The sequence below is a fragment of the Acidicapsa acidisoli genome (genome assembly GCF_025685625.1).
GTDB lineage: Bacteria > Acidobacteriota > Terriglobia > Terriglobales > Acidobacteriaceae > Acidicapsa > Acidicapsa acidisoli.
Genome location: NZ_JAGSYI010000002.1, coordinates 1545344 through 1558914 on the forward strand (window position 1 = coordinate 1545344; position 13571 = coordinate 1558914).

Consider the following 13571-nt stretch of genomic DNA (forward strand, 5'->3'; position numbering starts at 1 on the left):
CCTTACGTAAGAAGAGCAAACAGGCTGTGGACGATAGTTCTTCCATCTTGTCTTGCATACGACCATCAGCGAGTGCGCAATTCAGCGGCAAATAAAACATCGCAACGGTGGTCGGTGACCTACAAGAAGCACCATTTCTACCAGCTCGACCGTGCCAAGCAAGAGACTTGGCCAGCGGAGCCTAAAGCTGTCATTAAGCAGTCAGTCCCTTGTAATGCTCGGTTCGTTGTTCGCATCATCAACAGGCGCTGGGTTGCGCCACCGTGGATTCAATATTATAGAGAAATAGGAGCGATCGACCGGCACCCTCTGCACAATCAGTCGCAGATTCCTGAAGCGTCGCAGGCACAAGGAACGTATGTACTATGGCATCGATCCATCTTTCGTCATGGACGCCACATAATCAGACTCTTCGATTAACCGTCCCTCACGAAGCAGCAAGACGCGATCAGCGAAGCCTACGGCGTGAAGGCGATGCGATACAAGGAGCACAGTAATTTCCGAGGACTTCAGATTCCCGAGCAACTCCCGCTCATTTTCGTAATCCAGCGCAGATGTCGACTCATCCAGGAGCAGGAGAGTGACGCCTCGAAGGATCGCCCGGGCAAGACCTAACCTCTGGCGTTCTCCGCCCGAGAATAGAACTCCGTTGTCGCCAACGCGGGTCTCCAGGCCCTGAGGCTGCTCGGATACAAATTCGCTAAGTCTGGCTACCGCAAGCGCATTCATCAGCTCATCATCGCTTTTTTTCGGTAACCCGAAGAGCAGATTGTTTCGTATTGAATCATCCAAAAGAGCGATTTCCTGGGGAACATAGGCAACGCTTTTGCGATCAACCCGCACGGTGCCAGACGCGGGCTGAAGGATGCCAGCAATGATATTCAGGAGAGTGCTCTTGCCGCTTCCTGAAACTCCGCGAACCACAATCCTCTCTCCATGGCGAAGGTAAAGAGTCACGTCCCGCAGAATCTGCTCGCCCTCATCGAAAAAGAAGCTGACTTGAACCAACTCGACTACCACACCTATGGATGGCAGTCGTATCTCTGGAGTCAACTTACGATGCAATAGGCAATCACTGAGTTCTCGGTTGATGGCCTGAAGGCTATCATAAGAACCTTCCGTGAGACCTGCCATGAGCGCGATCTGGCCGATCAGCGGGAGAAGGCGTCGAGACAATACAAAGTAAAACACGAGCAGTGAGAGCAGTTGACGTACATCACCATGGCCCAATTGAACGACTATGACAACAAACAGAAAGAGCAGCACTACTCCTTGGTCTGCGAGGATTCGCGATATCTGGGGGAGAAGTGCAAGGCGCAGATTGCTTGCGCGCAGACGGCCAACCTCCTCTCCGATCCGGTCGTGGAAGAAAGACTGATTTCCGTATGTGCGTATCTCTTTTCCACTCGAGAACATGTCCGACAAATTTCTCTGAAGTAAACGCAATGACTGTTCACGATTGGAGGCGGCCAGTCTGAGCTTGTTGCGAAGAAGGTAACGATGTACTCCGTAGAGCAGAACCACTGCGGTCCCGAGGCCGCATGCTGCTTCGGGATTCTGATAGACAACAGCAACGGTCATGAGCGCAACGACCGTGACCGCGGCTGTCATTTCAATATAAAGATGGTAGAAATTGGCAGCATCCATCGCTGTGACTGAGGCGTACTTCAGCAGCTCGCTGCGATTGCGCATGACGAACCGACTCCACAGCATTTCACTGTAGCCATAGGTAAGTCGAAGAAGGATATCTGAATAAAGACTTTGAATGTAACCAACGACCGCACGTGTTGAAAGGAGGTCCAGGACGACACGCAGAACGACGAGAGCCGAGGTGGTTAAAGCAGCGACAAGAACCGTTTTGGGCATCCACCAGTGATGATGGGCAGACACTCCGCCCTGCAATAGCAGGAAGAAAAGATACATCGCACCGGCGAGAAGCAGATCGCAGAGCCCCACTGCGATCCTCTCTGCGATGAGCATTGCAAAGACAATGCGTTGCCGAGCTCCAAGCAGCTGAAGCGCCGAATGCAATCGTTCGCCAAAGCGAATGGGGAGGTCCTTATCTGCTGCGACGAAAGGCTGAGTCACGGTTGGGTTTCTCTATCCCACATCCTGCAACACATTGGCTTGCTGGACCACCACTGGTCTGAAGCGAAAGTCAGATCGTGCTCTCCTCGCTGAGCCAGTCCGGTTGTGCGGTCAAGGGTATTGGACGATCGAACTGGGCACGCGGACGATGGGTCGCTCATGAGCTGAATTTACTAAGCCGCAGATCCAGGAGTGTCAGCGGCCTGTCGTCACAATGTCATCAATTTGTAACCGATTCAGTCCAAGGGCAGCGAAAGAGTGCACGAGAAAGCCTATGCAACATTTCATTGTCCTGGAATTCGATTGCATGAAGGTGGCACATACATTCAATGGAAGATCCGTCGCCTACAGAGCGCTGTCAAGCAAAGTCCTCGCCCGCAATCGCTGGCATAGATCAGGGACTGCGAATCTGAGGACCAGGAAGGCTCGATAGAGTTGCACGCCGCTTGCGTGAATTTGTGCGTTTGTCCGTTCTTCATGTCTCGTAACCGAAGGTTCCAGTTTCCGCCGTCAAGTTCGCTATATGCCAGCCACCGGCCATCGGGAGAGACGGAAGGGTACCTTGCATCCGTCATACCAAGAGATTGGATCTTTCCCGCTTGATCCGTCGTGAATAAACCTGGCGGACCTTCGGATGCGCCTGAGAATACGAGTTCTCCGTTTGGCAAGAAGGACATTTCAAGCACATTGAGTTCTGGAGGAGTTACAGGTCTGTCCGCCTCGACCGGGTGACTCAAATCACGAACCCAGATTCCCGCTCGACCATGATTCTCACGGAGAAAGGCTAACCACCTCCCATCAAAAGATGCGACCGGCGACTCAGCCTGCCTGATGCCTTCACTCCACTTTGCCGAGGAGACGATTGTCGTTTCATGGCCCGTCTGCTCTATCCAACGTTCGCCGTTTGCAGTAGTCATCGTGAGATAGTCATCACGGTTTATGTCGCTGAATTGGACCGTGCCGAGACGGTCGACCGCTAAATGATATCCATCCGAAAGCAATGCTATGAACAGAACCGAATCTTCTTGAATCGCTGGATTGGCCGCCATCAGTACGGGTTTCGGCAAAGGGATTCTCCACTGATAATCCGCATAAAGACCCTTCTGATGGCGAAGGTTCAAAACAATACCGATCGCCAGGAGTAGTGAAAGGGCAACTGCCCACGCCCGGTTTACGGACCATTCCACTTCACGCTGCCGCTCGCGGAACAAAAGTGCATACGCGAAAACGCAGAGCAGTACGAGCATGTAGAGTCTTGGCACTCGCAACAATGCGAACCATCCATCCCTTCCCTCGTCTATTCCTCTGACAAATCCCGCCGCTGCGTATAGAGGTAGAATAATCGCCACCCAAAGGGCGGACTTCTTCCCCTGAAGCGACCCCAGAATCAGAGAGATGGGAAGAATCAGAAGCGTGAAGAGGTAGGATGCTGGCGAAGTCGAGATTGCAAGGCTGGCCAGGGTAATGGCTGCCCACTCGAGACGAATCTGCGACGGACGACTCTCGTTCGGGACTGCAAGGAGCAATGACGGGGCCATGATCATCATCTGTAATAGGGGATGCAGAACCGCAAAGAGCCACGGCGCATTCATTGCAGGATGCTGATTCAACTGCGGCTCGTATACAAACAACCGATGCAGGAGGGATCCGAGAGAAGAGAGTTGCAGGTTGTATGGATCAAGCCCCTCGCCGCGGAGAACCGACGGCAGCACCTGGACCAGATAAGTCCGATTTAACTCCCAGCCGAATGCAAGGACGGACACGATTGCCGTGCACAACGAGCCTGCAACTCCGCCGGCAAAGGCTCTGCCGTTTCCCTTTCGTAGGAAGTACAGCAGGTAGAGCACAGGAAAAATCTTCAGGCCTGCGGCGATTCCAACGACTATACCCGCCAGGAATCGCCGCTGACGAACGTCCAACCAACACGACAGCGTCAACAGGAAGAGTAGTAAAACGTAGTACTGTCCGAAGGCGAAATTTATCGTCAAAGGGAGGCTCAACGTGAATACCAGAGAGATCCGGCGCCACGGAAGATACGTTAGAGCATGCAGAAGACTTAGGGTCGCGAAGAGCAGTCCAAGATTAAGGATGAGCCAGCAACGCTTGGCCGCTAAAGCAGGCATTGAGGCGAGTGGATACACGGCGAGGGTGGAAAAAGGCGTGATGGGCACCATGCCGACGGTCCGCTGCGCGATGTCGCGGTGATCTTTCTGGCGCTGCAACCATACCCACTCAAATACACGCGACGTATCATAATGCTCTGAGAGAAGACGCGCGGTCAGATAGTAATTCGGAAAATCGGTGTTCAGCGTATACCATGCCCGCGGCAGGATGCGCGTGCCGAGATTTGCTGCAAGCAACGCGACCAGCATCCACTCTCCAATGCGAAACCATTGACGAGACTTCGAACGATGGTCGGATTCGGAGAGTGCCGGGCTTTCCTTTGATGCGTGTTTCCACAGATTAGTCAAAGTCATCGTACGTCTCGAATGTTCTTGCCGACGACTGGTGAATTTGTGAGTTCGCGCAAGAGAAATCGCGACAGTCTAACGCCGCGTCCAGTTTCCCTGCACAAGCAGTTACCGATTGGCCACCGACTGAGCACGCACGGAGAATCCAGGGTCCACCTCGGTTTGCGGATATTCGCGCAAACCAGTGAGTTGCAGCATGATGTGCCAAAGAAAGGAAGAGTTATTGCGAAGATAGCGCCAAAACAGGTGACGTGGGTCTTGAATGAGCCGGTGCAGCCATTGCAGTCCCGCACTTTTCACCCACTGCGGAGCATCCTTGATGCGGCCTGTGTGAAAATCAAAGGCTGCCCCTACGCCGAACATCACGGTGGAATCTAACAGGGGTAGAAACCTCATCATAAAACGCTCTTGCTTCGGGGTGCTAATACCGACCCAGATCAGGTCTGGTTTCAAGTCGCGGATTCGGCCAGCAAGAGAATCTTCCTCTTCCTGATTCAAATCTCGATAGGGCGGTGTATGAGTACCGATGATACGAACCCATGGATAGCTTCGAACTAGCCGGTCACGCAGGTCCTCTGCCACCCCCTCCTTGCCACCGTATAAGAAGTGCGTGAAGTGGGCGAACTCCTTGCGACGGAAGATTTCCAGCATCAAGTCCGGGCCTGCGACTCGCTGCATACTCGAGAACCCCTGCCAGCGGCCCATCCATACCGTTGGAGTACCATCAGGTACCATAAGCGTGGCGCGGACATACACCTGGGCGAGACCTGGGTCCCGCTGTGCCTCCATAATGCCATGCACACCGATGAGACAGACGTAGCCTTTGCGGTGTGCCTGCAGTTCTTCTGCGATGCGCCCCAGTGCGCTCTCCATGTCGAGCGGGTCAACGGGAATTCCAAGAACCTTTACGGATTTGGATATTGTTTCGGTCTTCATATGAGATGCTATCTCTCTCCTAGGGATAAAAATGACGCGGGACGCAATGTGGCATGGGCGAGCCAATCTTCGTCCGCATCGCCGCCGGTAAACGAGATATCTGCGTCTGCAAGTGAAGAGTCAGGATCGTTGCCAGCAAGACAACGCGCGATGGAACGTCGCAGCGCTCGAATAGATGAATGGGGAAAGAGGCTCATGGGGAGAGCTCATTCCTGTACTGTCGCCAGAGAATTGACTCGCAAAGATAACGAATCCCCTCGAAAAAGTGAAAACGAAACCTGAACGAGATATAGCGAAGTTCTCGCAAGTAACGATGGATGCGTGCCAAAAGTGTCTCGCCTGCAACAGGATGGGTGATTGCCGGCGGCAGTCGACGGGGCAGTAGAGCCTGGTACGGGGAACGCTTCGCGGGCACTCCGGCTGCCTCAAGCTCTTTTTGCAGCAGGAGATACAACTTACTTCCGGGAAAACTCGCCAGAACCGTACGCCGCCCATACATATCCACCCAAAGTCTCGCTGCTGCGGGAAGGCGATCCACAGTCCAGCAGGTCAATGCCTCCGGCGCAAATGCTCCCGTCAGGCAGGAGATGAGATGGACAACTAACCCCAACCGCGCACATGTTCCCTGCTCATCTGCAACTTGCTGCCTCAATCTGTTCCAGAAGGCATTGTCGTGGCGACGCGCGACCACATGACGGCGAAACTCGATTACATGTGCAGTGCGCGAAAACTCGCTGCATAAGTGCTTGTAGAGGTGAAGTCCCTGCCCAAGGAACAAATCTACAGGCGAGAGGACCGGCATGGACACTCCGTGAAAGGAAATCCTCCGCGAGCGGGACAGAAGGGATGCACCTATCTCTTGGACCGTCTCAAGATGCAATTCCGCCGATCGGCTCATTCCGGTTTTGTACAGGCCCTTCATCCCAGATGGTCGGTCTTCTTTTCCTTTGAACTCCCAGCTTCTACCACTGATAGCATTGAGCCGATAGCCTGTGTCCTCAAGGATTCGCCGCGCTTCTTGAGCGCTCTCTTCCGACACGAGAAAGTCCAGATCGAGTTGCGACCGCAAATGCAGCTTCGGTACAGAGATCGGCGACAGCGAGAAACCTTTGAGCACTGCGTATGAAACATGCGCCCATTGAAATCGACGTTGAATCCCTACTGATTCCGCGATCATTGCATTGATTCGCTCTGTGTTGTCTGCCAGATTCTCCTTAAGGCGTGCAAGGACAGGCGACGGGAGGACTTCCAAGAGATCCAGCTCACTCAAACGGTCTAAAAAATAAAGCGCGAGCCCGCTGGTGTCCAGCCAATGCAACAAGTCTTGCCATTCTTTGCGAGACAGACCTAGAAGCCGCACATATTCCGTCGGTAAAGTCTCACAGAGAACGAGCAGCACGGCCTCACGCAGTTGCTGCGCCCGATTTAGAGAGCGTTTCCTCGAAGCTAGATGGAATGAAAGCATAGTGTTAATGCGTGTACATCTCCGGTTCTCCGAGGCTTCCCGACTACGGCAAGTGGCGCAACTAAAACAGAATCGACCAGATCTCGTCGTCGCTCCGGGTGTTCTAGCCCGACGTTACCGAAGCCCAGATGCGGTAGATAATCCACTTCAATCGGCCGACTGTGCAGACTGCGCAAGTTTCTTGCCCAGCGGCGGCACATGCGGTAACATGCGATCTGCAGAGGGTACGCCAATGTCCTGTTCGCCCCAATCGTGACTGACGACGCAGTAGCGGGAGAATGCCTCGTTACGATTGGCAATCCGATGGTAGCGTCGTGGAGCAGATTCTTCAGAGACCCGCGATGCATCGGGAATTGGTCCATGGCCCAGTTCATCGCGAAAGTCTCTCCTGCGGGGCGAATCGGCTTAGAGTTGGCGAACAGTATGAGGAGCACGAACGTGACAACGATAGAAGGACAGTTCACCTCATGCGCTTACTCCACAACGTGCAGGGTCAGCTTCATAGACCCGTGGCCAGAGCCACAGAAGACGGAACAGTGACCGACAAAGGTACCAGTCTTGCTCGGCGTAAAAGTAACCTCGCTGGTCTTTCCTTTCCCAGCTTTGACTTCGACGCCAAGTTCTTTGAACCGGATGCCGTGTGGGACATCGGCGCTAGTCAGCACCAATACGACCGCTTCCCCTTTTTTCACAGTGATATCTCCGGGCGTAAAGTCGAACCGCTTCGCGGTCACTTCGATCCGGCGTGGTGCAGACTGAGCACTGCTTGGTTGAACAAGCATCAGGGCCGCTGCTAACATTGCGGCAAATACGATCGACAAATTGATCTTAGGTTTCAAGTAGATCTCCTCGATTTGAGCTTTAGATGGCACCGCTCCATGTCCTCTCCCTCATGCCCCGCGGTCTTTTCTCATGCCAGGTCTGGTGCGCCCTCGCAAGCAGAAAGCGAGGGCCGGGAGTTGTCTTGACTCTAATCAGGTCGCGCCAGCCGGTTGTCATGTCTCTGTAAGCCAATTGTCACCGCATTGTTGCGTCCCATACTTGCGTAGAGGCTGACACATAGAAGCCGCGAAGCGTGGTGGACGCGTCAATTGCGGGGATCGACGAAGCCGGTTTGAGCCATTTCAAACGAAATGACAATCAACAGACGGTCCAGCGACACATGGCACCCTAAGATCCGCCAGATTTAATGGGATGTTTCGATCGAATCACGACGCAAAATCTCGCGCGATTGAACGCGACAACCAACAGCCTGTACTAGAAGGTTTTGTCCGCCTGGGAAAAGCTCATTGCCATCGGTCTTCTGCAAGTTCGCGGCTTGATCGGTAATTTTCTGCGATTATGCGCGGCAATCAGGATATCTAGACTTGACAGTACTACCAACAGTGCGGTTTCTTTGTCGCAAGCTGAGTGCTGTCGCGCCGGTCACAATCAGTGCCATGGAGATCAACGGCTTTACACACATGCGGATTCGTGCGCGTGCCTCTCTGTTGACCCAGCGCACTTGTGCCTATGGGACAAATTTGTACCCTGCGCCATACACAGTCTGAAAGTACCGCGGATCGGCCGAATCCAGCTCGAGTTTCTGCCGTAGCTTTACAATCTGGTTATCCACGGTTCGCGGAGTTGGATAGGAGTTACATCGCCAGACCTCTGTCAGCACCTCCACGCGGCTTATAACTTTTCCCGCGTTTTCGATAAAGTACTTCAATAGTTTGAACTCCAGAGCTGTAAGTGCGATTTGCTTGCCTGCGCGCCGCGCGCTCATCCTCGCGAAATCGATCTCGCATTCGCCAAAGCTGTAGGAGCATTTTGCTGTCTCTTGACTCCGCGTCCTTCCCAAGATAGTCTGCACTCTCGCCAGCAGTTCGCGGGGACTGAACGGCTTGGTCACATAATCGTCCGCACCCGATTGCAGCAAAAGGACTTTGGCGGCTACATCGCTTATTGCGCTGACTACAAAAACCGGCACGCCTGGCTGTTCTGCTTTCATGATCTTGCAGAGGTCGCGACCAATTATGTTTGGCAGGCCCAGGTCCAACATGACCGCTGCCGGCCTCGCAGAGTGGAACGCGTCTAGCCCTGACAGGCCATCACCGCAGACGATGACGCCGTAGCCCTGTTCACGGAAAAGTCTTCGCAGTACCTTTTGCATCTGCGGGTCGTCTTCAATAACCAGAATCTGCTCATCGCGGGTCCGCGTGTCGAGCACACCAGAATCTGTCGATGCCTTTTCGGTTGGGGACATATCTCTATTGTTGCTCCACCGCTATCTTTCCAAGATGGAAGGTAATGGAAAATGACAATGTTCTTACAATGGCTTGACAGATTACAGAGCCTGGTTTGGTCTTTAGATAAATCAACCAAATCCAACTTAGGAGATGCCATACGACCTCGCGTCTGAGTTTGGTCATTGAGAGATTACAGAACCGGGTGAAGACTTTGAATCTTGTCAATCGCCCAGTCGATCAGTCTCGCATCCGCAGAATCCGTCTTTCGCACATCCCGGAGAGTTGCAAGAGACTCGGTGTCGCCCTGCCATGCAACAATCCTTATCGCTCGATTCCTGAGATCTTTATTCTCATTGCGGAGAGCTTTCCGTACATCCGGCAGCACGTTCGGACCGCCCTGCACCAGCATCCATTCCGCCCGGTTCTGGACCTGAACGTCGTTCGATCCCAAGGCCTGCACCGCGGGAAGCGCGTTCAGGCCAATCCGATCCCACAACTGGAATGCCGCCACGATGCTGTCAAACTCTGCAGAATCCTCACCTGGACGAAACGCTAGTTCCTCCAGAGCCTCCATTGCCCGTGCCCCTTTCAGCATTGACATCGCCTGCACCATCTTCATCTGGCACCGGAAGTACCCCATGATCTCGTCAGTTTCCGCTTGCGTCAGTTTAGGCTTTCCGCGTCGGACGTAGTCGTCGCCAAGCCTGACGGCTGCGATCATCTCCAGCCTAAGCTGCTTCGGAATGGCTTTGAGGGCCACATCCGGCTGATGCCGCGCCAACGCCAGAGCTGCCTCACCACGAACCGTCACATCTCCATCAGACAGAATGGGCAACAACGCCTCCGCCTCAACGTCACCCTGTACCCGGCTGATCGCGAGGAGTGCCTGCCGGAGCACCTGTGGGTCCTTGTCCTTCAACAGAGGCAGCAGATTGTTTGCAGGCGCTCCCAATATCCCCAACGCCCACGCGGCATTTGCCCGCGCATCCGCGTGCTCCGACCGCAGTGCTTCGGTAAACACAGAGATGGGTGCATGGGGGCGAGCCGTTACCAACGCGAGCGCGGCCGCCCGCGAGACGTGATCATCAGGATCCAGCAGCCAGCGAGCAAACTCGTCCTGCAATGGAAATCCCCTATATCGCGAGAGCTCCAAGATCGCTTCCGAGCGCGTACTGCTCTCGCCAGCGTTGGCCTTCATCGCCAACGCAGACAGCCTGGATTCAACTGGTCTTCCAACAGCATCCGCACCCAGGCGCGGATAGTCCACATTGATTCCGTCTACTCCGGCGCTCACAGCGGACTTCATCGAAGCCAGATCCATCTCGTGTTCGTTGGCGGAAAAGTTCGCCACGACCGCTTTGCCCTGGTCGTGATATGTCTTCACCTGCTCGCCGGTCACACCCGGCTGAACCCACACCGTTCCGTCGCTCGCGTTGGTCGCACTCGGATGCAACTTCTTCACATCCTCCCATTCACCGTTGAACTGAACGCGCTCCAGCATGCCTTCGCGTTGCAGCAACTCGAGCACGTCGCCCCCGATGCCCTTGGTCTTGATATCCAGGATCAAGCGGATGTCCCGCTGCCGCGCCAGCCGCAGGGCATCTTCAAACAGGGCGATCCGCATTCCGCTGAATCGCTCGCCCATCCACCCACCCGCATCGAGTAGTCGCAGATCGTCGTAATAGGTCTTTTCCGGATCGCCCTCGCCATCCGTAAGCCGCTCCAGGACTCCGTCATGGTTCAGCACGATCTTTCCGTCCAACGTCCGCCGAAGGTCGATCTCCACCACGTTGCAACCCAATAGTGCTGCCTGTTCCAGCGACTCAAGCGTGTTCTCGGGTACATCCTCGTTGGCCGTACGGTGGCACAGCAATTCCGGGTGCATGGGCTGCAATGCTCCTGCCTGGACTGCAGTCGCTGTAATAACCGTGAAAAGTACAGTACTAACTCGTCTCATTACCGATACCCCATATCTATCAAGCGAATTAAGAATCGCAGCCTACAGCTTGACCGGCACGCTTCGATCCATCGGGCCAATGAGCGACCAAAACAGAAGCGCCGCCACAACGGCCAGGACCGCGATCCCGGTCAGCACAGGTGGATATCCGAAGCGCATGAACAGAGCTCCCGCTCCTGCAGTTGAGGCCGCCCCTACCAGCGCATTGCAGAACAGCGCCATCGATGAAGCGTTGCTTTGTTTCTCTTCTGGCACCTTGCTCATCAACAGGTTGTATAACCCCGGAGAACTCATCCATTGCATTCCGAAAAAAATGAGGTAAAGGACTACCGCAATCTCAGCGTTCTGTGTTCCGGCGAGCAAGCCCAGGGCCACTGCCGTCAATAGCTGAGTTACGACAACACCATTGACAGTCCCAAGCGTGCGAAAAACTATTGGCGACAGGAGTGTGACGCAAAACTGCATCACCTGCGCCGCAGAAAAAACTAATCCGATCCGCAATAGAGGAACATGCAAGTCGCGCGAAAGATAGACATTGGCAAACGGTGTGAAGGAAGTGACCACGACCGTCCACAGCGCCATTGCGGGCAGAAATCGTAACAGGAACCGGTCCACTCTCAAGAGTCTGCGCCAGGTGCGGTTTTCCGCCACGTTCGTGACCGGCGTAGTTACCTGAAGCGAAGGCAGCCGCATTACCGCAAACAGGCCAAGCGCGGCAATCCCGGATGAAACGAGGAGAATCAGCCGCTTTACTTCAATCGGCTGCATCCCGAATCCGGCCCTGCTCAACCACTGCGGCAGATAGCCGCACACGACTCCGCCCAGAATACCGGTGCCGACACCTGCGGAGAATATCAGACTGAAAGCTGACGGGCGGTTCGCCTCCGTCGTAGTCCGAGCCACTGCCGGTAGCATGCATACGCCCCACGAGCACATCGCCAAACCTGACAAAAAACCCAAGATGATCTGCCAAGCTTCGCCCGTAGCCGTCGCACGCAAGGCGCACAGTAATGGTGCAATCACAAAGCAGCCGATCAGAACCGGGCGAATCCCAACCCTGCGGGCTAATGAGCCCGCAGGCAGTGTCCCTGCAACCGAGCCCAGCATCGCCGCTCCATTCACCAGCCCGATCGATCGATCATTGAAATGGAGGTCGAGCAGATATAGGTTGAACATAAAAACGTAGATCAACATTCCAAAATCAAAGAAAAACGCAGCCGCAAAGACCACCCAGAAGCCTTGGCCCAACTTCTTTTGTCGAAGCCAGGCGACAGGATTTCCCCAGAATCGATTGACGTTCTTATCGCGCGATGGCGCAGGATTGGACTCCAGCAATCGCTCCACTAACGCCCCTCTCGTACCAGGGTCCGAAGCCGGTCGATGGCCCAGTCCAGATCGGTATAGAGAAGCTCCAGCACGTCGATCGTCAACAGCCGCTCGATTGTCGAATACGAAACGGCGAGTGAATGCGGCGTCCCATACAGTGTTTGTCTCAAGGCGTGGCGGGCCACATCCTTGCGGTAAGGTCGAAGCTCAGGCGGGCCGCCTGCACGCCGATTGAGAAAGACGAGAAAATCCACCCGCGCCGACTGCGCACAAACCATCTTTGGAAAGAACGCCGTCGGCAGCTCGATCGACGGCTTGCCGACTAGTCGCGGCGTAATATCCTGTCCCTGCAACTCAGGAAACAATTCAGCCGCCGTGGGCCTGAAGCGCACCTGATGACAGGCGCCAATCACAGTTCGGTCCGTTCCGGAGTTCAACAGAAAGCTTGCATCGTCGCATACGTATGTCCAACCTGCCCGGGCGCAGGCATACGACAACGTTGATTTACCCGCACCCGAGTCGCCGCATAACATCACCCCGCGCCCGTCCAGTGCCACGCACGCCCCATGCACGGGAGTTATGTGGCGTACTGAGAGATGGGGCCCTGGCGCCGCCGCCAGAAACAAAGACCCCACGAAAAGCTTGTGCCGCATAGCCCCGCTTGTGACCGCTATATGGGTACAGTTATGCTCCAAGTCGGCGATCATGAAGTTGTCCTCATTCGCGAACGTCAGGATCAGCGGCCAGTTGAAACGGTACTTCGGGGGCGGCGGGCACTCAGTTGTCCCGCCTTCTGTCACGTGCACGTAAATGCGCACGGGCTCCGTGGAATGCTCCTTCTCGAACATTCCCCATTGTTCGGAGGCAATCTCAAACACCTCGGGTGAATTCGTGATCACTTCCACGGGGAAACCATGGAGATAGAAGACTTCCTTCAGTTGAAGCTTGGGCTCTTCTCCTGGATGCTCGATAGAATCCAACTGCTGCGAAGACAAGGCGTTACACGCGGACTCGATTTCTTCAATGGTCATCATCGGTTGCCTTCTCCGGAAATTGAAATGTGCTGCGCGGTGCGGGGCTGAACCCGAACACACCGG

The 13571-nt window shown here is 54.7% G+C and carries 9 protein-coding genes; all 9 read right to left on the minus strand.

Features of this window, described 5'->3' with window-relative positions:
- Nucleotides 1-363 precede the first annotated feature (363 nt).
- Nucleotides 364-2088 carry an ATP-binding cassette domain-containing protein gene (locus OHL23_RS16265; RefSeq protein ID WP_263352963.1) on the minus strand — a complete coding sequence of 575 codons (1725 nt, stop codon included), beginning with the start codon at nucleotides 2086-2088 and terminating at the stop codon, nucleotides 364-366.
- A 326-nt stretch (nucleotides 2089-2414) separates the two neighbouring features.
- A complete protein-coding gene (locus tag OHL23_RS16270) occupies nucleotides 2415-4565 on the minus strand; it encodes a glycosyltransferase 87 family protein (protein WP_263352964.1) in 2151 nt (716 codons plus the stop codon).
- 102 nt (nucleotides 4566-4667) lie between these two features.
- Nucleotides 4668-5495, minus strand: coding sequence for a WecB/TagA/CpsF family glycosyltransferase (locus OHL23_RS16275; protein WP_263352965.1), 828 nt, complete (start codon nucleotides 5493-5495; stop codon nucleotides 4668-4670).
- A gap of 193 nt (nucleotides 5496-5688) precedes the next feature.
- Nucleotides 5689-6960, minus strand: coding sequence for a nucleotidyltransferase family protein (locus tag OHL23_RS16280; RefSeq protein ID WP_263352966.1), 1272 nt, complete (start codon nucleotides 6958-6960; stop codon nucleotides 5689-5691).
- A gap of 473 nt (nucleotides 6961-7433) precedes the next feature.
- Complete coding sequence (locus OHL23_RS16285; protein ID WP_263352967.1) at nucleotides 7434-7799, minus strand: cupredoxin domain-containing protein; 366 nt, start codon at nucleotides 7797-7799, stop codon at nucleotides 7434-7436.
- A gap of 671 nt (nucleotides 7800-8470) precedes the next feature.
- Entirely contained in the window at nucleotides 8471-9208 is a 738-nt protein-coding gene (locus tag OHL23_RS16290) for a response regulator transcription factor (RefSeq protein ID WP_263352968.1), read from the minus strand.
- A 173-nt stretch (nucleotides 9209-9381) separates the two neighbouring features.
- Nucleotides 9382-11148 (minus strand): HEAT repeat domain-containing protein, encoded by a 1767-nt coding sequence (locus tag OHL23_RS16295; protein WP_263352969.1) that lies wholly within the window; start codon nucleotides 11146-11148, stop codon nucleotides 9382-9384.
- Between the two features lie 42 nt (nucleotides 11149-11190).
- The gene (locus OHL23_RS16300; protein ID WP_263352970.1) at nucleotides 11191-12492 is read right to left on the minus strand and encodes an MFS transporter; all 1302 of its coding nucleotides are present in this window, start codon (nucleotides 12490-12492) and stop codon (nucleotides 11191-11193) included.
- Nucleotides 12492-13508: an HPr kinase/phosphorylase gene (locus OHL23_RS16305; RefSeq protein WP_263352971.1), complete on the minus strand. Its 1017-nt coding sequence runs from the start codon at nucleotides 13506-13508 to the stop codon at nucleotides 12492-12494. The genes OHL23_RS16300 and OHL23_RS16305 overlap by 1 nt, the downstream gene beginning before the upstream one ends.
- Nucleotides 13509-13571 lie beyond the last annotated feature (63 nt).

Coding starts and splice junctions, on each gene's coding strand:
- OHL23_RS16270 (WP_263352964.1), bottom strand. CDS start 4,565: ATGACTTTGACTAATCTGTGGAAACACGCATCAAAGGAAAGCCCGGCA.
- OHL23_RS16275 (WP_263352965.1), bottom strand. CDS start 5,495: ATGAAGACCGAAACAATATCCAAATCCGTAAAGGTTCTTGGAATTCCC.
- OHL23_RS16280 (WP_263352966.1), bottom strand. CDS start 6,960: ATGCTTTCATTCCATCTAGCTTCGAGGAAACGCTCTCTAAATCGGGCG.
- OHL23_RS16290 (WP_263352968.1), bottom strand. CDS start 9,208: ATGTCCCCAACCGAAAAGGCATCGACAGATTCTGGTGTGCTCGACACG.
- OHL23_RS16295 (WP_263352969.1), bottom strand. CDS start 11,148: ATGAGACGAGTTAGTACTGTACTTTTCACGGTTATTACAGCGACTGCA.
- OHL23_RS16305 (WP_263352971.1), bottom strand. CDS start 13,508: ATGATGACCATTGAAGAAATCGAGTCCGCGTGTAACGCCTTGTCTTCG.